Here is an 18028-nt window from a genome sequence, read left to right on the forward strand (position 1 = left end):
CGTTGTGAAATTCAACTTTCATTATTCTAGTGCTCCATGGAAGATTGGGGCTCCTACGACGTGTTACCCCCCTCAGTCACCGGAGTATTCCTCGCATGAGCTCCCCCCTGGTTTTTATCGACGGCGACCAAGGCACCACCGGGTTGCAAATCCACGAACGGCTGCGCGGCCGCACCGACCTCAGCCTGTTCACGCTTGACGCGTCGGAACGCAAGGACCCACGGCGTCGTGCGGAAGCCATCAATGCCTGCGACATCGCCATCCTCTGTTTGCCCGATGCCGCCGCGCGCGAGGCGGTGAACGCCATCGTCAATCCCGCCGTCAGGGTGATCGACGCAAGTTCAGCCCACCGCACGCATCCGGACTGGACATATGGTTTTCCGGAAATGACACCGGGACAGGCCGCGCGCATTGCGAACGCGCGACGGGTCACCAATCCCGGCTGCTATCCGACCGGTGCGATTGGCCTGCTGCGTCCCCTGGTGCAGGCCGGGCTTGTGCCAGCCAGCTACCCGGTCAGCATTCATGCGGTGTCCGGCTACTCCGGACGCGGGCGTGCCGGCGTGGAGGAGTATGAGGGGCCGGATGCCGTCAGCGCGCCGGCATTCCAGGTGTATGGCCTGGAACTCGCGCACAAGCACCCCCCGGAGATCCAGCAGCATGCCGGGCTCGCGCAGCGTCCGATCTTCGTTCCCGCGTATGGGGCGTTCCGCCAGGGCATCGTGCTGACGGTGCCCCTCGCGTTGAGGCTGCTGGCCCCCGACGTGGATGGCGCCACGCTCCACGCTTGCCTCGCCCGCCACTATGCGGGGGCGGCCCATGTACATGTCCTGCCGTTGCACGAATCGCGCGTTTTAGAACACCTGGATCCGCAGGTACTGAACGGTACGAATGACATGCACTTAAGCGTATTTCCTAACATGGAGCACGGGCACGTCCTGCTGTCCGCGGTTTTCGACAATCTTGGCAAAGGCGCATCCGGCGCCGCGGTTCAAAACCTGAACCTGATGCTCACGCAGCAATAGTGGCCGATGGCGGCCGCCTGAAACGGCGGCCTTTGTGTTCCGGTGGTGCCTGAATGCCCGACACGTCCCCAACAAAATCAGGCGAACGTATCAATCTCGCCGCGCGCCGGCACCCGTGCAGACCGGGCCACCGGTTCCGCTGATGCGGCGGGCTCGGCGCCAGCCAGCGTGCTCGTGCCGAAGGCCGGCTGCCCGCGCCCGTTGCCCGGCGCCTGCTGCTGTTGCTGCCCGTTGCCGGCCTGGTTGGCAAAGCCGTCGGCGCCGACCGACGTCTGTCCCAGCTGGATGCCGTTTTCGGACAGCGCGGTGCGCAGGTGCGGCAGCGCCGCTTCCACTGCGGCCCGTACCGCCTGGTGCGGCGAGACGAACTGCGCCTGGGCCTGGTCGTTGACCACGTTGAGCACGACCTTCAGCGGGCCAAGGTCGGGCGGGTTCAGTTGCAGCTCTGCGCTCTGCGTGCCCTGGGTGCTGAGGCGGAGCATCTGCTGGCCCAGGGCCTGCGGCCACTGGCTGTCGTACAGCGCCGGGGCGACCATCGGGCGAGCGGTTGCGGCCGCGGCAGCCGCCGGGGCCTGGGCCGTGTGCTGGCCGGCGAGCGTGGCGGCCAGGGCGGGCGCGTTGTCGGCGCTGGTCGACACCGTGGCGGCCTCGGTGGCGCGCGCCGCGGCTTGCGCGGCGGCGAACGAGCTGGCGGCCGGACGCGCTTCGCCGGCGCCATTGGCAGCGGCAAGCGGATCGGCGCGGTGCTGGCCGATGCCGCTGTCGGGCTGCTGGCCGGCGTTGTCCTGCTGCGCCGGAATGCTGGCGGCTGGCACGGATTGCGTGAGGGCAGAGCCCGACCTGGCGTCCGTGGCGGCCGGCGTGCTGCCCTGCATCGCGGCGCGTTGCGAGGCGATGGTGGCGAGCGTGTCGGCGACTGAAGGCTGGGCCGGCGCGGCCTCGGCGGTCACGACCTGCAGCGTGTCGGACAATGCGGCGGCGTCGCCCCGCAACGCCGTCGCCTGGGCGCTGGCAACGTCGGATGCGCCGGCAGCCGCCGGCTGCGCGGCGCCGGCCAGCGCGGCTTGCAGGGCGGCGTTGCCGCCTGCGTCGGCGGCCGAGCCGACCGCTGCGCCGGCCGCTGCGGACGCTGCCGTGGCCGTTGCCGGCAGCAGCAATGCCAGCGCCGCGGCGGCTGCTGCGGCCGCCGCATCGGCGGCAACAGCGCTGTCATCGTCTTCCTTGGCCTTGTCGGCGGCCGCCGGCTTGTCCGCCGGCGCCGCCAGCGGCTTGCCGGTGTCGGCGCGTGCCGGCTCCGGCGCTGGCTGTTTTTGGCTCGCGGACCTTTCCTGCCCGGCGTCTGCGTCCCGGGCCTTTGTTGCCGGGGCTTGCTGCGGGCTGCTTTCGCGGGCACGCGCCAGTGCGTCGCCGAAGCCGCTGGTGTCGCTGCTGGCGCGCCTGGTGCTTTCGGTTGCACTGGCAGCCGCCTTGGCGGCATTGGCGGTGTTGCTGACAATCTGGCTGATATCGATCATGTCGTTCTGCTGCGGAATTCCGGTAGCGGTCGCGGCTTAGCCAAGCCGGGTGGCGGCGGCGCGTGCCAGCCGGGCCGCGTATTCGTCATTGGCGCGCTGCTCGCGGCGCGCGGCGACCTGTTCTTCCCTGGCCTCGGCCCGCGCGATCAGCGTGTCGAAGGAATTCAGCCGGCGCTTCTGGTGCTGCCAGCGGGTGCGCCCGGCCACGAGGTCGGCTTCGGCCTTGGCCAGCGCCGCGGTCTGCTGGCGGATGGCCTGGTCGAGCGAGTCGAGGAAGCGCGAAAAGTCCTGCCAGCGGCTCGAGGTCATGCCCTCCGCGGCCACGGCCTGCATGCGCGCGCGGTACTCGTGGCGGTATTGCGTCAGCTGGTTCAGCTGCTGCTCCGCCTGCGTGCGCGAGCCCTGCAGCCGGCCGAGTTCGCGCGCGGCGGCGTCGGTATCGTTCTGGGCAAGGTCCGCCAGGGTATTAAGCGGTGAAGGCTTGGCCATGATCACTCCTGTCGAAGAGGCTGTGCAGCTGGGCGATGGCGTCGTCGTAGCCGGCGCGCTGGTGGATATCCTGTTGCAGGAAGGCTTCCATGCGCGGATGCAGCCGGATTGCAAGGTCCAGCTCGGGATCGTTGCCCGGCACGTAGGCGCCCACGCTGATCAGGTCGCGGTTGCGCTGATAGCGCGACATCAACTGCTTGAAGCGGCGCACCGAGGCGAACTGCTCATGCGGGATCAGCGCGGTCATGGCGCGGCTGATGGAGGCCTCGACATCGATGGCGGGGTAGTGCCCCGACTCGGCCAGGCTGCGCGACAGCACGATATGGCCGTCCAGGATCGCTCGCGCCGAATCGGCGATCGGGTCCTGCTGGTCATCGCCTTCGGTCAGCACGGTGTAGAACGCGGTGATCGAGCCGCCGCCCTCGGGGCCATTGCCGGTGCGCTCGACCAGCGTCGGCAGCTTGGCGAAGACCGACGGCGGATAGCCCTTGGTCGCGGGCGGCTCGCCGATCGCCAGCGCGATCTCGCGCTGCGCCATGGCGTAGCGCGTCAGCGAATCCATGATCAGCAGCACGTGCTGGCCCTGGTCGCGGAAATACTCGGCGAGCCGGGTTGCATAGGCGGCGCCCTGCATGCGCAGCAGCGGCGAGCAATCGGCCGGCGCCGCCACCACCACGGAGCGGCGGCGGCCCTCCGGCCCCAGGATGTTCTCGATGAATTCTTTGACCTCGCGGCCGCGCTCGCCGATCAGGCCGACCACGATCACGTCGGCGCTGGTGTAGCGCGCCATCATGCCCAGCAGCACGCTCTTGCCCACGCCCGAGCCCGCGAACAGGCCCATGCGCTGGCCGCGCCCCACCGTCAGCATGCCGTTGATGGCACGCACGCCGGTATCGAGCACGGTTTCGATAGGTGCGCGCATCAGCGGGTTGATCTGCTCGCCGGCCAGCGGCACTTCCATTGCCGCGGCCAGCGGGCCCAGGCCATCGAGCGGGCGGCCAGCGGCATCGAGCACGCGGCCGAGCAGGCCCGCGCCGACGGGCAGGCGCTTGGAGCCCGGCTCGCGCGGCGCGGCGGTGCCGGCCGGCTGCGGCGACGGCTCCAGCGGATAGACGCGGGCGCCCGGCAGCAGGCCGACCACGTCGGATTGCGGCATCAGGTAAAGGCGGTCGGCACCGAAGCCCACCACTTCCGCTTCGGCGGTGCGGGGTGCGTTGCTGTCGGCGATGAACTGACCGGCGGGCAGTTCGATCAGGCAGTCGCTGCCCACCGGCAGGCGCAGGCCCACGGCCTCGAGCACCAGCCCCGCGGCACGCGTCAGGCGGCCGCAGCTGCGCTTGCTGTCGAGGCCGGCAATGCCGGCCGATGCGGTTTCGAGCGCGCCGATCCAGCGTTGCGTATGCCGGCTCGATGCGCCATCCGGCGCGGCTTGTGCGACTGGTGCGGCGGCCTCAGTCATGCGGCGGCTCCCACGGATCGTCGCGCCCCAGCGCCTTGGCCACGCGCGTCCAGCGCGTGGCCAGCGTCGCGTCGCGCTCGCCGCTGGCGGCGCTGGCAATGCAGCCGCCGCGCGCCACCGTCGGATCCGGTCGTACGGTCCAGCCCGCGGCTTCGAGTTCGCCCTGCAGGTGCGCCTCGACCAGCGCAACGTCGTCAGGATGCAGCAGCACGCTGGGCGAGCCCTGCAGCGCGGGCTCGCTGGCCAGCAGCTCGCGCACCGCGGGCAGCAGCACCGAGGGATCCCCGGCAACCGTGGTGCGCACCAGCTGGCGCGCCACATCCAGCGCCAGCGTCACCAGCGCGCGCGCGACCTGATCGTCGACGCCCGCCAGCGCGCTGCGGAAATTGGTGGCCAGCGCCTGCAGCTGCGCGGCCTCGTTGCGCGCCGCTTCCAGCCCGCGCGAATAGCCTTCGCGGTGGCCGTCGCCATAGCCCTGAGTCTGTCCCTGCGTGTAGCCCTGCGCATAGCCTTCCTTGCGCGCGCCCTCGCGCATCGCATCCAGCGCCGCGAAATCGATCGGCGGTGGCGCGGGCTCGGCCGGCAAGAGGTCGGCAGGCGTCTCGGGCGCGTTGTTGCGCGCATCGCGCGGGTCGAGCGAGCCCATCTGCCAGCGCTGCCAGCCGGCGCCGCCACCGCGCGCGCGGCGCGGCGGCTCGAACGGCGCGAAGCCGCCGTGCGCGCTGTCAGGGGGATCGCCCCGTACCGCGCGGCGTGCGCTCGGTGCGTTCGGCGCGTGCTGTGCATTCAGGCCGCGCTCGGGTAATGCATCAGACATAGGCATCGTCGCCTCCGCCGATCTGGACTTCGCCCGCATCCGCCAGGCGTCTCACCACCTGCAGGATGGCCTTCTGCTCGGCTTCGACCTGCGACACGCGCACCGGGCCGAGCGCATCCAGGTCCTCGCGCAGCATCTCGCCGGCGCGCGTGGACATGTTGCGGATGAACTTGTCGCGCAATTCCGACGGCGCGCCCTTGAGCGCGACGATGAGCGACTCGGTGGCGATTTCCTTGAGCACGCGCTGGATGCCGCGGTCGTCGACCTCCAGCAGGTTCTCGAACAGGAACATCTCGTCGATGATCTTCTGCGCCAGGTCGCCGTCGTGCAGGCGCACGCCGTCGATGACCGCCTCTTCGTGCGCGGTGCTCATCAGGTTGATGATCTCCGCCGCGGTGCGCACGCCGCCCATGCGGCTGCGCTTCAGGCTCTGGCCCGCCAGCAGCTTGGTCAGCACGTCGGTCAGCTCCTGCAGCGCGCCCGGCTGCACGCCGCCGAAGGTGGCGATACGCAGGATCACGTCGTTGCGCAGGCGGTCGGTGAACAGGCCCAGCACCTCCGACGACTTCTGGCGGTCCAGGTGGATCAGGATGGTGGCGATGATCTGCGGGTGCTCGTCGCGGATCAGCTCGGCGATCGAGGTCGCGTCCATCCAGTTGAGCGAGTCGATGCCGCTGCCCGGGTCGCGCGACTCCAGGATGTCCTCGATCACCGACTGCGCGCGCTCCTCGCCCAGCGCCTTGTTCAGAACGCTGCGGATAAAGGCGCTGGAATCGACGTTCAGTGCCAGGTACTGCTCGGTCTCGGAGCGGAACTCGCCCAGCACGCCGGCCATTTCCTCGCGCGTGACTGAACTGAGCGAGGCCATGGCAGCGCCCAGTTCCTGCACCTCGCGCTGCGACAGGTGCTTGAACACCTCGGCCGCGGCATCCTCGCCGATCGCCATCATCAGCACGGCGCTCTTCTGCAGGCCGCTGGCGGAGACTTCCTTGGAGATGGCCTTAGCGGTTGTCATTGGCAATCCAGTTCTTGATCACGCTGGCGACCAGGCGCGGGTCGCGCTGTGCGGCGTCACGCACCAGCGCGAGGTCGCTTTCATACTTGGCGGCAAGCCGCAGGACTTCCGGATTGGCGGGCTCTTCTGGCGGCAGCAGCACGGCCTCGGTCTCTTCCCTGGCTTCCGGTGCCGGCAGCGGCGGCGTGGTGTAGCGGCGCAGGATCGGGCGCGCCACCTTGAACCACGCGAACAGCGCCAGCAGTGCCAGCAGCAGGTAGCCCGCGCCGGTCTTGCCGAGATCGATCATTTCAGGTTGCTTCCACAGCGGGACTTCCGGCGTGACCTCGCGGTCCACGGTGAACGGGCTGTTGACCACGTTGATCGAGTCGCCCCGATCGGACGAGAAGCCCATTGCCTCCTTGGTCAGGTTCTCGATCTGCGCCAGCAGCGCCGGCGGCAGCGGCTGCGCCACCATCTTGCCCTTGGCATCGGCCGCCTGGCGGTAGTTCACCACCACCGCCACCGACAGCCGGCGCACGCCGCCCGGTGCCTGCTGCACATGGCGCACGGTGCGGTCCAGCTCGTAGTTGACGGTGGAATCGCGGCGGTTACTGCTCGGGCCGCTGGCCGTGCCGGCCTGCGCGCCTTGCGCGGCCTGGCCTTGCTGGCCCGCTTGCCCTGCCTGGCCCGGCTGGCCGGCGGCGGGGGCGCCGGCCTGTCCAGGCGCCTGGCCCGCGCGCGGCGTCTGCGGCGTGGTCACCGGCGCGACCGCGGCAGCGGGCGGCTGGTTGGACAGCGCGCCCGGCACGCCGCCCGGCGGCGTCGCGCCCTGCTGGCTCGACTCGCTGGTCTGCTGGCTGCGGATGGCCGAGCGGGTGGGATCCTGGTTGGGCTTGTAGCTCTCGTCGGTGTGCTCGACGATGGAGAAGTCCACGTCGGCCGTCACCTGCGCACGCACGTTGTCCTTGCCGACGATCGGCGCCAGGATCGCCTCGATGCGCTTGAGGTAGTTCTGTTCCAGCGCCTGCACGTACTTGAGCTGGGTGGCGTCGAGCATGCGCTCGTTGCCGCTGTTCGACAGCAGGTTGCCGTGCTGGTCGACGATCGAGATCGACTTGGGCGTCAGCTCCGGCACGCTCGACGACACCAGGTGGCTGATCGCCGCGACCTGGCCCTCGTCGATGGCGCGGCCCGGGTAAAGCTGCAGCACGATCGAGGCGGTAGGCTTCTGGCGCTCGCGCACGAACAGCGTCGGCTTGGGGATCGCCAGGTGCACGCGGGCCGACTGCACGGCGGCGATCGATTCGATCGAGCGCGCCAGCTCGCCTTCCAGCCCGCGCTGGTAATTGACCTGCTCGGCAAACTGGCTGATGCCGAACTTCTGGTTGTCCATCAGCTCCATGCCCGCGGTGCCGCTCTTGGGCAGGCCCTGCGAGGCGAGCCGCAGCCGCGTCTCGTGGACTTTCCCGGCCGGCACCATCACCGCGCCGCCGCCTTCGGCAAACTTGTACGGCACGTTCATCTGCTGCAGCGACTGCAGCACCGCACCGCCGTCGCGCTCGGACAGGTTGCTGTACAGCACCTTGTAGTCCGGCGCGCGCGACCACAGCACGCCCACGGCGATGGCGGCGGCAAGCGCCGCGCCGCCCAGCATCAGCGGCAGCCTGGGGTTGGCCTTCAGGCGCTCAAGCACCTCGGCCGGCCGGCCCGGCATGGCAACCGCCGCGGTCACGCGCGTGCTCCTGCGCCGGCGCCGCGATGCTCGCGACGGCTCGGGCGGTGATGGCGGCCATGGTCGTCGGCACGGCTCATGGCGCGGCACACATTACGCTGCAGAGAAAACACGCGTACTCCCGGATCAATGGTTGGTCTGGCAAGTGCCGGAAGGCGGCGCTCGGCGGCTGCCCGCGCTTGTCCGGCACGGTGGCAATGATCGGCCAGACTTGAGTGGGACAATGCCGCAAACAGACCCGGTTTTCCGCCCGATTTCGGGCCATGGCGGGTGCGTGGCGGCGGGTACTCTGCAAACCGCTGAAAATCGGTGCGCCCCGTCTGCCTTGCCGGCATGAATGTGCTCGACGAGACGCGCCATCGACTGACCCGGCTACCAGCCGGCCCATGACGACGCCATGACCACTATCTCTTCCATCGAGTCCATGCTGCAGCAGTTGCGCGGCCTGTCACAGGTTGCCTCGGGCAACAGCGCCACCCAGTCGGCACCGGTTGCCGGCGGCGGCTTCGCCGGCGAGCTGCAACGCTCGCTGGGCAAGATCAATGCGGCGCAGGAGCGCGCCTATGGCCAGGCCGAGGCCTTCGAGCTGGGCAAGCCGGGGGTGGCGCTCAATGACGTGATGATCGACCTGCAGAAGGCGAATATCTCGTTCCAGACCGGGGTGCAGGTGCGGAACCGGCTGGTGCAGGCGTATCAGGAGATGATGAGCATGCCGATCTGATTGGCGCGGCAGGATTGCCGCGCACAGAGCAAAGAGCCCCTGGCCGCGTGCGCATGCCATGGGCTCTTTGCCTTTCAGGGATGCGTCAGGGCATGGCTGGGCCAGACCAGCAGAAGTTCAGGTCCGCGGCTCCGCGATGTCCATGCCCGATTCCAGGTGGTAGATCCACGCCAGCAGTTCGGCCACCGCTACATACAGCTGCGGCGGAATCTGGCTGTCCAGGTCCACCTGCATCAGCAGGTTGACCAGCGTGGGCGAGTCGTGGATATAGACACCCGCTTCTTTGGCGCGGGCGATGATGGCCTCGGCCACCACGCCATAGCCCTTGGCAACCACGCGTGGTGCCTGGTTGTTGTGCTGGTAGCTGAGCGCGATGGCCGCGCCGCGGTCTGCTGCGCCTTCGCTCATGACGTGGCTCCTGCGGCGAGGTCGTCCTGGGTCTGGATATTGAGCCGCTGCAGCGGGATGCCCTGGGCTTCCAGACGGTTGCGCAGCAGCGGCCGCGCGGCGATCAGGCGCGCGGCGATATCGGTCTCGCCGGTGGCGACACGCGCCTCCAGTCCGGACGGGCCCAGCGTCAGCAGGACTTCCACAGTGCCAAGGCTGGGCAACTGCAGCCGGATCCGGCTCGACCACGGCCTGCTCGCGTCGTCGGGGCCCTGGCCATTCGCCTCGGGATCCGTACGCCGGATGTCCCACTCCATGGCTGCGCCAGGCCATGCTTCGCCGGCAAAGCGGAACTGCTGCGTCGCGAGCAGTTCGAGCTGCTGGCGAACCACGCCCTCGGTCGCGGGATGAATCGCCGGTCCGGCGGGTGCTGCTTGCCGGGAGGCTTCGCTGGCGATGCTGTCGGTATCGCCGGTGCGCGCTGCATGGGCTGCCATCGGCTCGGCTGCCGCCGGACGCGCGGCGTCCGCGGTGGCCTGGTAGGCCTGCGTCGCCAGCATGCCGGTGGATGGCCGTGGCGGTGGCGTGTCGGCATCGCGGCTATACACGGCTGCGGAGCCGGTGCCCTGGCGCACACCCTGCTCGGACGGCGCGTGGCTGTGCGCCACGCGCGGATTGCGCGGCGAGGCCAGCGCTTCGGCCAGCACCTGCGAGGCCGGCAGCAGCGGCGGTGTGCTAATGCGAGGCACGTCACCGCTGGCCGGTCCGGCATAGGTCAACATGGCCGAGGTGGAAGCCTGCGGCTTGGGTGCCGCCTGTGGTGACGTGCGTGGTACGCCTGCCTGCGGCTCCTGCAGGATGGTCGACAAAGGGCGCGCACCGCCGACCCACTGCGCCAGGTGCGACTCGTAGAACAAGCCACTTTGTCCGACGGCATTCGCCAGCGCCGCTGCGGCAGCCTGCATCGAACCGGCTGCCGGCGGGGCGGGCAACAACGGCATGCCGGCCTTGACCGGCTGCGGCCCGGCGCCCTCCATCACCGCCAGGATCGCGCGCGCGGCACTGCTCAGCGATTCGCGCGTGGACGTGCCCGGCAGCAGCGCGGCCTGCGCCGGCATGCCATTGGGACCTGCTGCCTGCTGGCTGTGGCGGATTGCCTGGCCGGTGGAATTCTGGACGCTTGATTCCGTGGTCTCGGGCACGGGCTGCAGCGCGGCCAGCCTGTCGATCGCCAGCGCGGGGCGCAGCGATTGCGGGTCCGGGGCCTGACCGGGAGCCAGGCCTGGTGGCAGGTGGATGCCGGTCATTTTTCAGGAATCAGTGGAAAAGGCGGCGCGGCGCACGGACGTGCGTGTGTGTGTTCAGGCGAGTGGGCGCGCCGCTGGCGGCGCGCGGTATCTGTCTGGCTGCCGCTCAGGCCATGGCGCCGTACGTCGACGCAAGCTCCACCTGCCGGCGCGAACTGGTCAGCATGTCGCCGAGCTTCGTGAGCCGCGGCATGGCCAGGTCGCGGATGCTGGCATCGTATGTGAGGATGCGGTCCAGCAACTGGTAGCGGCGCATGCGCTCGGCATCGGAGAAGGGGGTTTCGTGGTCGAGCTGGCGCAGGTGCTCGACCTGTTCCAGGTAAGTGCGCTGCAGCTCGGTGACGGTGTCCCAGTCGCCGGCCTGGGCGGCGTCATGCATGCGGGACGACAGGGCCAGGATGGCTTCGTAGCAGGTGACGATGGGGGAGAAGGGTGCCATGTCAGTTGTCCTGTAAGGCAGGTTGCGGCTCGCCGATCTGCGCCCAGGCCGAAGCCAGGCTTTCCAGTAGGGTATCGACCTCGGCCAGCAGGGCCGCGTCGCTACGCAGGTTGGCCAGCATCAGCCGGCGCACCATGTATTCGTACAGGGACTCGAGGTTGGCGGAGATTTCGCCGCCCGCGTTGTGGTCCAGCACGGCGCGCAGGCCGTTGTCGATGATGTCGATGGCTTTGGAGATGGCGTTGCCGCGTTCGGCAATGTTGCCGCCTTCCAGGTGGAACTTTGCCCGCGCGATGGCGGCGCGGGCGCCGTCATACAGCATCGTGATGAGTTTGTGCGGGCTGGCGCTCATCGCGCCGGTGTGAACACCGACCTGGGCGTAGGCGTTAGCGGCTTGGCGGGCGAACATGTGCGTTATCCCCGTACGTTACTTGGAGCTGCTGTTGGTGAGCGCGTTGAACTGCTGCGTCAGGTAGCTGCTGGTGCGGTTCATCTGCGCGACGACCAGGTCCAGTTGCGTGAACTGGGCCTTGTAGCGGTCGATGGTAGCGTTGACCCGCTCTTCGACGCGGTCATAGTCGTCTTCCAGGTCCTTCAGCGTCTTGGTGATGCCATCCTGGGCCGATTTGAGTGCGCCATCGGTCTTGGTCAGGCCGTCGACGTAGTCGGTGACCTGCTTGCCGATGCCGCCGCTGCCGCTGGTGCTGGAAAACATTGCCGTGACACCGGCAAGGTCATTGTTCAGAGCCTTGGTCAGCTTGGTGTCGTCGAGCGCCATCGTGCCGTCCTTATTGAACGAGATGCCGACGTCGATCAACGTCATCGTGCCACCATTGCCGTTGTCCAACGCGCCGCCGAGCATGCCGCGCAGGCGCGACTGGATAGAACGCAGCGTGGTGTCGCCGGTCAGCGCCGCCGAAGTGCCGGCGTCGGTGTCGAAGGCCGTCAGGGACTTCGCCGCGCTCTGGATATTGTTATACGCGGTGACGAAGGCCTGGACCGACGACTTGATCGAATCGTTGTCGCGCGTCACCACCAGCGAGGTGGTGCCGGTCTTGCTCAGGTTCATGGTCACGCCCTGCGCCGCGTCCACCACCGAGTTGCTCTGGCTGACCACGTCGATGCCGTTGATCTTCAGCGTGGCATTGGCCGGCGGGACCTTCTGCTCCATCTTGTTCGCGGCGGGCGCGGCGGCAGGGTCAAAGGCAACGAGGTTGTTCAATGCGGCATCGCCCGACGACACGCGCATCGTGGCTTGCGTGCCGGTCTTGTCGGAAGTCAGCACCAGGCGGTAAGGCGTGGCGCTGCCATCGTTGACGATGCTCGCGGTCACGCCGACGCCAGCCTTGTTGATGGCGTCGCGCACGCCTTCCAGCGATGCGTTGGCCGGGATCGTGACCTTCTTGGTGCTGGTGGCGGCGCCACCGGTGGCCAGCGCTTCGCCAAAGTCAAAGGTGATCTCGCCCCCGCCGATCGCCGCCTTCTGGTCGGCGACGTTGCCGCTCACGAGCGACTGGGCGGTGGCCAGCGTGTTGACGGTGATGCTGTAGTTGCCCGGTACGGCATTGGCTGCGGTGGTCACCGACATCACGTCGGTGGAGCCGACGGTGGCCTTGACCGCGCCGAATGTATCGGCGTTGGACAGCTTCTTGGCCGCGGCCTGGTATGCCGACAGCACGCTTTGCAGCTGGCTGAAGGCTGACAGCTTGGTCTGGTAACTCCTGGCCTGGTTGTTGATGGCGGTGAGCGGCGCTTGCTCAGCCGTCTTGAGCTGGTCCAGCAGGGAACTCAGGTCCAGGTTGGAGCCGATGCCGATGGAGGAGATCGTTGCCATGCGTGTCGTGCCTTTCTTCAACTTTGTTCGTTTCCGCGGCGATGGTGGGGTATTCCGTGCCTCAGGCCTTCTGGGTGACGAGCAACCCCTGCAACTTGTTCATGGCCCGGGCGATGCGCAGCACCTCTTCGGTGGGCATCTGGCGGATCAGGTCACCTGTTTCCTTGTCGATCACCTTGGTGATGATGCGGTTCGTGTCTTCATCGATCTCGAAACGCAGGCCGATCGAGGTGGTCTCCAACACGTCGGCAAGTTCGCCGAGCGCTGCCAGTGCTTCCGCGGAGTCGGCGCTATCGTTGCTCATCCTTGCCGCCTCGCTTAGCGCTTGGGGTGCTACGGTTGGTTTCGGGGTGCGCTGCGCCGCGGTGTCATTGGTGGAGAGCATTTCGGGCGGCAGGCCGACTTTGCCAGGGTTCAAGATCAAGAATGGCGGCATGATCTGTTCCTTACACGGCGGGAGAATTCGGGGTTAGGTTGAAACGCTTGGCTCGCAGCGGTCTGCCAGCGAAGCGATCCAACTGATCGGGAAAAAAGGCTGGGCCTCGCGGCCCAGCCTTTGATGCCTTGCGCGGATGCGATCAACGCAGCAGCGAGAGCACGCCTTGCGTGGTCTGGTTGGCTTGCGCCAGCACAGAGGTACCTGCTTGCTGCAGAATCTGCGCACGGGTCATGTTGGACACTTCCGTGGCGTAGTCAGCGTCTTGAATACGCGAGCGCGAGGCCGACAGGTTGGTTACTGCAGTGCCCAGATTGGCGATCACCGAGTCAAAGCGGTTTTGCACGGCACCAAGGGAACTGCGCAGATCGTCGACCTTCTTCAGCGCCGCGTCGATCGCCTCCAGCGGGCTCGCGGTCGTACCGGTCTGCAGGCTAGCAACTGAAACTTTCGACGTGTCAACGGTGAAGGCGGCCGTGCCTGCAGTCGTCGTGGTATCGGCCGATTGCGGATCCAAGGCGATATAGCGGTACATTGCAGTGCCGTCGACTGCGCCGGTGAAGCCTTGGTTGATCAGCGAGGTGGTTTCGCCGGCGCCGTTAGGAGTGATCGCAACCTCGGCATACAGATTACCGTTCTTATCCGCCACGGCGTTGCCGGTGAAGACTGCGCCGCCAGCTGCCAAGCCGAGCTTGGACGACAAGTCGTCCGTGTTCGCTTCTGCGACAGTAGTGGTCGTAATGGCAGTAGTCGAGCCGTAGAGGGCTTGCAGCTGAGCGGCCGTGGGAGCATCGCCAGCTGCCGAGCCAGTTGCGCCATCGAAGGCGAAAGTAGCGGTGGCGGCCGGACCGGCTACGTTGAAGCCTTGCATCCCCAGAGTTTTCGAACTGATTTCGGCCAAATCGATGGTGATCGTCTCGCCGTCGTTAGCGCCAACTTGGATGGTAAGGGGCTTGGCGCTGGAGGACAGCACCTTCACGCCGTTGAAGTCGGTCTGTTGCGAAGTCCGGTCGATTTCCGACAGGCGCTGCGAGATTTCGTCCTGGATCGACTTCAGGTCCGAAGCCGAGTTCGAGCCGTTGGCGGCCTGCACGCTCAGTTCGCGGATACGCTGCAGGTTGTTGTTGACTTCGGTCAGCGCGCCTTCGGTCGTTTGCGCCAGCGAGATGCCGTCGTTGGCGTTGCGCTGTGCCTGGGTCAGGCCCTTGATGTTCGCAGTGAACCGGTTCGCAATCGCCTGACCAGCTGCATCGTCCTTGGCGCTGTTGATGCGCAGGCCCGACGACAGGCGCTGGATCGCCGTGTTCAGCGACGATTGCGAAGCGTTCATGTTGTTCTGAGTCATCAGAGACAACGAATTGGTGTTAATGACTTGCGCCATTTACGACTCCTATTTGCAAAGTTTTTTGGCATTCCGGCTGCTAGCCGTAACGTTGGCTGCCTGCTTTGCAGGGCGTAGAGTGCCTCCGTTGCAAGGGTTATCGACCGCCCCCGGCAAAGGTTTAGAGTGATCTCTGCAAGAGTTTCAGGGGGTATCGCCGGGGGCGCCCGGGCGTGCGTCGGCCTGCCAACAGGCCGCAGGAGTGTGGTGTTGCGATGGCTGCTTCAGCGCCCCTTGCGCGTCCGCGGTATATAGATAGGCACGAATTCCGCCGCAATCGCCGGATCGATACCGACCACCGGCGTGTCCAGCGGTGTCACCAAACAAATCGCCTGCTTGTAGACAATGGTGGGCTGCGGATCGTCCAGCCGCCGGCCGAGCAGCACCATATAGTTGTCCGTCGCCAGCACGATCCCCTGCAGGCGCGTGCCGTTGGACAAATAGACGACCACCGGCGCGCGGTTGGCCGACTGGGCGGCGAGGTGCTGGTACTGCAGTTCCTTTCGGGTGGAGCGCTTGGGCCGGATTTCCTTCTTCTTCACAACGACTCCGGAAGAGCCCGCAAGGGTTCTGGCGGCTGATGACGGTCCGTTGGCCGGCGACCGGGTGGGCGGCGCGGCCAGGGCGGCAGGGGAAAGGTCCGCTCTCGGAACCGGCCTCGGGTCGGGACGTCGGCGCCGCGACGCCTGCGGGCCTCTTGTGTGGGCCGCGGGAGTGTCGGGCACATGCCGGCGAGGGGCGCTGCCAGAAGAGAAGGGGAGTACTTCAGCGCCGAGAGTAACAAAGTTTTACAAGCGTCGACGGGCAGAGTGCTTCGCCAGGCCTAGAGTGTTAGCTCTACAAAATTTGTTGCGCTCGGAGCCGTGGTATTGTACCGGTTTTGTGCGACTGCACAATGATCTCCGCCTGCCGTGTCCACCCAGCCCTGACGCGGTCGGGGCACGCAGTGAAAAACTGAAGGAAAGTCAAAATTCGTCCTGAAGTAATATCAGGACCCAAATTGCTAAAAGTGCACCAATTGTCGCATAACAGGGATTCCCCTGATAGAAACGGGATTTACACCTCATGTAAGCGAGTTTATATTCTTGGCGAGAGCTTGGTTTCAAGCTCTTGCAGTCCTGGAAAGCCTACGAGCACCCCGCGCGTGGGCTTCTTTTTTGGTGCCTACGTCGTTTGAGTCGCGCTCTGTGGCGCTGTAGCCGGGAATAAACCGACCGTTCGGAATGCCCAGCGTGATTAAAAGCCACCTTCCGGACAGGCAATTCAACGAACTGCGGGTGTTTTTGCCTCTAATTCTCATTTCCCTTCAAGAATTGTGCGCTGACCGCCGATAGCGCGCCACCGCTGCCGTATGCCCTAGCGCGCCGGGGCACGGCAAGCACCGGCGGCGGGAAGCGCCTACCATAGCCGCTCTCCTTGACTCCGCAACAAGAGCAGGACCGGTCACCGCGCCGCCTCGATGCGCGGCTTTCCGCGATCCTGCCGTCCGCAGGTGCACATGACCGCCTCCTCCCCGCCGCCCTTGCAAGCGGCCGCCCGTTGGGTTCCGCTTCCTCGGGCGGCACTGCTTCCAAGTCCGCCAGCCAGCGCAACACCGGCGCTCCCGTGCCGCCGGTGCCGGTCATGCAGGTGATCTTCGGGCTGATGCTGGCGATCCCGTTCGGCGCGTTTGCGGCGGACCGGCTGATGTCGTGGAGCGGGCGCGACAAGCCGCTGCGGATGGCCGGCGCGCTGGTGGCGCCGCTGCTGGTGGCGCGGCTGCCGGAGACAGTGCTGCGCGGCAGCGTCGGCAGCGCGGCAGCGGCTGCGGAGTGAATATTCCGAAGGCCGCGCCGGGATGTCCTAGCCCGCGGCCCCGCCCACATTGCCGCCGCGCGCCACGCGCCGCCGTGCCCGTGCGGCCAGCCCCGCGCCCAGTGCCCAGCGCAGCGCCGGCGCAAGCACGCGCATGCCGGCCCGCGTGGCCGAGCGCCGCAGCGACGGTCCGTCGAGGTCGAGCTGCTGCCGCGCCCACGGCGGCAGCAAGGCAATGCCGGCATCGGCCATGATCCGCACCGCCGGTTGCAGCAGCGGGTTGGCCACCGGCATCCTGCGCACCAGCCGCACCACTTCACGGGTGCGCTCGCTGGCCTGCAGCTGGGGCCGCATCGCTTCCAGGTAGGCCGCCACCGCCGCGCGCGAGCGCGGCACGTCGGCTGCGCCGAGCAGCAGCGCAACGCGCGCGACCTCGTCGTAATAGCGGTCCTGCTCGGCCTCGCCCAGCGGCCCGACATAGCGCAGGTAGCCCGCCATGAAGCTCGACACCTCGGCCACATGCACCCATGTCAGCAGCGCCGGATCGGTCGCCGCATAAGGCCGTCCGTCCGGCGCCACGCCGGTGACGCCGGCATGGATGCGCCGTACGCGCCCGATCAGCGCCATGGCATCGTCGCGGCTGCCGTAAGTGGTGCCGGCAATAAACTGGGCGGTGCGGCCGAGCCGGCCCTGCATGTCGGTGCGAAAGCTGGAGTGGTCCCACACGCCGGCCAGCGCCAGCGGATGCAGCGTCTGCAGCAGCAGCGCGCTGACGCCGCCGGCCAGCATTGCCGGGAAGTCTGCGTGCACGCGCCAGCAGACCGCGTCGGGGCCGAACAGCCCGGGGTCGCCGGGCGGGTTGTCATAGTCGAGCGTGAGGCCGGAATTGCTGCGCGTCAGCGCGCGTACCTGCGCGCCGGCGTGCGCACGCACCCTGGCCACCGGTCCAGGCGCGCTGCGTTCGCGCCGGGCGTCGCGGGAGACCGCGGAATCAGCGGAATGGGCGGGATCGGTGTGGCTGGACAAGACCGTGTGGCAAGCAAGAAGACGTCACGGCCAGCATACACGGTAAGCCGCGGACGCGCGCGACGGGGTGCCGCGGCAATTTGGAAAGGAGAGCGGCAACCTCAGCAAAAAGGGCCGGATCTCCCGTTCGGGAGACCCGGCCGATCAAGTTCCGGCGTATGCCCCTGCGGCCGCACCGCATGTTGCTGCCGCACATACCCGGATAGCTGCCTCTATGTCAGCGGCAAGCCTGACTGCTGAGGTTACTGTTGGCGTTGTCCGCCCTGGCCGCCCTGGCCGCCTTGACCGCCCTGTTGGCCGCCCTGACCGCCTTGCTGACCACTGCGTTGACCGCTCTGCTGGCCCGGTTGCGAGCTGCCGCGATCCTGCTGTTGCTGTTGGCCTTGGCCACGATCTTGATTACCCATTTGACCGCCGCCCTGTTGTTGTCCCATGCCGCCTGATTGCTGGCTGCCGCGTTGGCCAGATTGCTGTTCTTGTTGCTTTTGATCTTGCTTTTGGCCCGACTGCGATTGACCCGGCTGTTGCTGCTGTCCCATTGCTAGTCTCCTTGACGCGGCGGACTGCCGCATTCCCGGTTTTGCAATCGCCATGCCAAGCGGAAGCATGCCGGCAGCGGGCTTGCCGTGGCGGGCGGCGCCGCATGCTGCACCCGGCGCGGCTGCCCGCT

20 protein-coding genes are annotated in these 18028 nt (G+C 67.5%); 5 read left to right on the top strand and 15 right to left on the bottom strand.

What is annotated here, in order from left to right; all coding sequences use genetic code 11:
* Nucleotides 1–95: 95 nt before the first annotated feature.
* Nucleotides 96–1025 (top strand): N-acetyl-gamma-glutamyl-phosphate reductase, encoded by a 930-nt coding sequence (gene argC / locus AC5WJ1_RS22740; protein WP_494476560.1) that lies wholly within the window; start codon nucleotides 96–98, stop codon nucleotides 1023–1025.
* A gap of 77 nt (nucleotides 1026–1102) precedes the next feature.
* Here argC and AC5WJ1_RS22745 read toward each other — a convergent pair whose 3' ends face one another.
* From AC5WJ1_RS22745 to fliF, 6 genes are read right to left on the bottom strand one after another with little or no spacing between them, the layout of a single operon-like run.
* The gene (locus AC5WJ1_RS22745) at nucleotides 1103–2539 is read right to left on the bottom strand and encodes a flagellar hook-length control protein FliK (protein WP_494476561.1); all 1437 of its coding nucleotides are present in this window, start codon (nucleotides 2537–2539) and stop codon (nucleotides 1103–1105) included.
* A 36-nt stretch (nucleotides 2540–2575) separates the two neighbouring features.
* Entirely contained in the window at nucleotides 2576–3028 is a 453-nt protein-coding gene (gene fliJ, locus AC5WJ1_RS22750) for a flagellar export protein FliJ (protein WP_494476562.1), read from the bottom strand.
* The gene (fliI, locus tag AC5WJ1_RS22755) at nucleotides 3006–4487 is read right to left on the bottom strand and encodes a flagellar protein export ATPase FliI (RefSeq protein ID WP_195430248.1); all 1482 of its coding nucleotides are present in this window, start codon (nucleotides 4485–4487) and stop codon (nucleotides 3006–3008) included. Before fliI ends, fliJ begins: the two co-directional genes overlap by 23 nt.
* Entirely contained in the window at nucleotides 4480–5310 is an 831-nt protein-coding gene (gene fliH / locus AC5WJ1_RS22760; RefSeq protein ID WP_494476563.1) for a flagellar assembly protein FliH, read from the bottom strand. Before fliH ends, fliI begins: the two co-directional genes overlap by 8 nt.
* Nucleotides 5297–6319, bottom strand: a complete 1023-nt coding sequence (gene fliG / locus AC5WJ1_RS22765; protein ID WP_133095669.1) for a flagellar motor switch protein FliG — start codon at nucleotides 6317–6319, stop codon at nucleotides 5297–5299. Before fliG ends, fliH begins: the two co-directional genes overlap by 14 nt.
* On the bottom strand, nucleotides 6306–8033 hold the full coding sequence (gene fliF, locus AC5WJ1_RS22770) for a flagellar basal-body MS-ring/collar protein FliF (protein ID WP_135703271.1): 1728 nt from the start codon (nucleotides 8031–8033) through the stop codon (nucleotides 6306–6308). Before fliF ends, fliG begins: the two co-directional genes overlap by 14 nt.
* 26 nt (nucleotides 8034–8059) lie before the next feature.
* Between fliF and AC5WJ1_RS22775 the strand changes: the two genes are divergently transcribed.
* Nucleotides 8060–8248: a hypothetical protein gene (locus tag AC5WJ1_RS22775; RefSeq protein WP_135703270.1), complete on the top strand. Its 189-nt coding sequence runs from the start codon at nucleotides 8060–8062 to the stop codon at nucleotides 8246–8248.
* Between the two features lie 182 nt (nucleotides 8249–8430).
* On the top strand, nucleotides 8431–8754 hold the full coding sequence (gene fliE, locus AC5WJ1_RS22780; protein WP_133096018.1) for a flagellar hook-basal body complex protein FliE: 324 nt from the start codon (nucleotides 8431–8433) through the stop codon (nucleotides 8752–8754).
* A 117-nt stretch (nucleotides 8755–8871) separates the two neighbouring features.
* Here the strand turns inward: fliE and AC5WJ1_RS22785 are convergent, their stop codons facing one another.
* From AC5WJ1_RS22785 to AC5WJ1_RS22820, 8 genes are all read right to left on the bottom strand, one after another.
* Nucleotides 8872–9162 carry an EscU/YscU/HrcU family type III secretion system export apparatus switch protein gene (locus AC5WJ1_RS22785; protein ID WP_135703269.1) on the bottom strand — a complete coding sequence of 97 codons (291 nt, stop codon included), beginning with the start codon at nucleotides 9160–9162 and terminating at the stop codon, nucleotides 8872–8874.
* Nucleotides 9159–10448, bottom strand: coding sequence for a flagellar hook-length control protein FliK (fliK, locus tag AC5WJ1_RS22790; protein ID WP_494476564.1), 1290 nt, complete (start codon nucleotides 10446–10448; stop codon nucleotides 9159–9161). Before fliK ends, AC5WJ1_RS22785 begins: the two co-directional genes overlap by 4 nt.
* 106 nt (nucleotides 10449–10554) lie before the next feature.
* Complete coding sequence (locus AC5WJ1_RS22795; protein ID WP_135703267.1) at nucleotides 10555–10887, bottom strand: flagellar protein FliT; 333 nt, start codon at nucleotides 10885–10887, stop codon at nucleotides 10555–10557.
* 1 nt (nucleotide 10888) lies between these two features.
* Nucleotides 10889–11296 carry a flagellar export chaperone FliS gene (fliS, locus tag AC5WJ1_RS22800; protein WP_135703266.1) on the bottom strand — a complete coding sequence of 136 codons (408 nt, stop codon included), beginning with the start codon at nucleotides 11294–11296 and terminating at the stop codon, nucleotides 10889–10891.
* An 18-nt stretch (nucleotides 11297–11314) separates the two neighbouring features.
* A complete protein-coding gene (gene fliD / locus AC5WJ1_RS22805; RefSeq protein WP_135703265.1) occupies nucleotides 11315–12721 on the bottom strand; it encodes a flagellar filament capping protein FliD in 1407 nt (468 codons plus the stop codon).
* Between the two features lie 61 nt (nucleotides 12722–12782).
* Complete coding sequence (locus AC5WJ1_RS22810) at nucleotides 12783–13157, bottom strand: flagellar protein FlaG (RefSeq protein ID WP_135703264.1); 375 nt, start codon at nucleotides 13155–13157, stop codon at nucleotides 12783–12785.
* Between the two features lie 142 nt (nucleotides 13158–13299).
* Nucleotides 13300–14538 carry a FliC/FljB family flagellin gene (locus tag AC5WJ1_RS22815; protein WP_434034373.1) on the bottom strand — a complete coding sequence of 413 codons (1239 nt, stop codon included), beginning with the start codon at nucleotides 14536–14538 and terminating at the stop codon, nucleotides 13300–13302.
* A 224-nt stretch (nucleotides 14539–14762) separates the two neighbouring features.
* Nucleotides 14763–15080: an RNA chaperone Hfq gene (locus tag AC5WJ1_RS22820; RefSeq protein ID WP_434034374.1), complete on the bottom strand. Its 318-nt coding sequence runs from the start codon at nucleotides 15078–15080 to the stop codon at nucleotides 14763–14765.
* 997 nt (nucleotides 15081–16077) lie between these two features.
* Between AC5WJ1_RS22820 and AC5WJ1_RS22825 the strand changes: the two genes are divergently transcribed.
* Nucleotides 16078–16353, top strand: coding sequence for a hypothetical protein (locus AC5WJ1_RS22825; protein ID WP_135703261.1), 276 nt, complete (start codon nucleotides 16078–16080; stop codon nucleotides 16351–16353).
* Nucleotides 16354–16380: 27 nt separating this feature from the next.
* Here AC5WJ1_RS22825 and AC5WJ1_RS22830 read toward each other — a convergent pair whose 3' ends face one another.
* Entirely contained in the window at nucleotides 16381–17358 is a 978-nt protein-coding gene (locus tag AC5WJ1_RS22830; protein WP_431189849.1) for an oxygenase MpaB family protein, read from the bottom strand.
* 248 nt (nucleotides 17359–17606) lie between these two features.
* Between AC5WJ1_RS22830 and AC5WJ1_RS22835 the strand changes: the two genes are divergently transcribed.
* A complete protein-coding gene (locus AC5WJ1_RS22835; protein WP_205751603.1) occupies nucleotides 17607–17801 on the top strand; it encodes a hypothetical protein in 195 nt (64 codons plus the stop codon).
* The last annotated feature ends 227 nt before the right edge of the window (nucleotides 17802–18028 follow it).

It is taken from the genome of Cupriavidus sp. MEYA8 (assembly GCF_059278825.1).

Bases quoted from the DNA above. Each gene is read 5' to 3' on its own strand.
- argC (WP_494476560.1), top strand. From the start codon at position 96: ATGAGCTCCCCCCTGGTTTTTATCGACGGCGACCAAGGCACCACCGGG.
- AC5WJ1_RS22745 (WP_494476561.1), bottom strand. From the start codon at position 2,539: ATGATCGATATCAGCCAGATTGTCAGCAACACCGCCAATGCCGCCAAG.
- fliJ (WP_494476562.1), bottom strand. From the start codon at position 3,028: ATGGCCAAGCCTTCACCGCTTAATACCCTGGCGGACCTTGCCCAGAAC.
- fliI (WP_195430248.1), bottom strand. From the start codon at position 4,487: ATGACTGAGGCCGCCGCACCAGTCGCACAAGCCGCGCCGGATGGCGCA.
- fliH (WP_494476563.1), bottom strand. From the start codon at position 5,310: ATGCCTATGTCTGATGCATTACCCGAGCGCGGCCTGAATGCACAGCAC.
- fliG (WP_133095669.1), bottom strand. From the start codon at position 6,319: ATGACAACCGCTAAGGCCATCTCCAAGGAAGTCTCCGCCAGCGGCCTG.
- AC5WJ1_RS22775 (WP_135703270.1), top strand. From the start codon at position 8,060: ATGCTCGCGACGGCTCGGGCGGTGATGGCGGCCATGGTCGTCGGCACG.
- fliE (WP_133096018.1), top strand. From the start codon at position 8,431: ATGACCACTATCTCTTCCATCGAGTCCATGCTGCAGCAGTTGCGCGGC.
- AC5WJ1_RS22785 (WP_135703269.1), bottom strand. From the start codon at position 9,162: ATGAGCGAAGGCGCAGCAGACCGCGGCGCGGCCATCGCGCTCAGCTAC.
- fliK (WP_494476564.1), bottom strand. From the start codon at position 10,448: ATGACCGGCATCCACCTGCCACCAGGCCTGGCTCCCGGTCAGGCCCCG.
- AC5WJ1_RS22795 (WP_135703267.1), bottom strand. From the start codon at position 10,887: ATGGCACCCTTCTCCCCCATCGTCACCTGCTACGAAGCCATCCTGGCC.
- fliS (WP_135703266.1), bottom strand. From the start codon at position 11,296: ATGTTCGCCCGCCAAGCCGCTAACGCCTACGCCCAGGTCGGTGTTCAC.
- fliD (WP_135703265.1), bottom strand. From the start codon at position 12,721: ATGGCAACGATCTCCTCCATCGGCATCGGCTCCAACCTGGACCTGAGT.
- AC5WJ1_RS22810 (WP_135703264.1), bottom strand. From the start codon at position 13,157: ATGCCGCCATTCTTGATCTTGAACCCTGGCAAAGTCGGCCTGCCGCCC.
- AC5WJ1_RS22815 (WP_434034373.1), bottom strand. From the start codon at position 14,538: ATGGCGCAAGTCATTAACACCAATTCGTTGTCTCTGATGACTCAGAAC.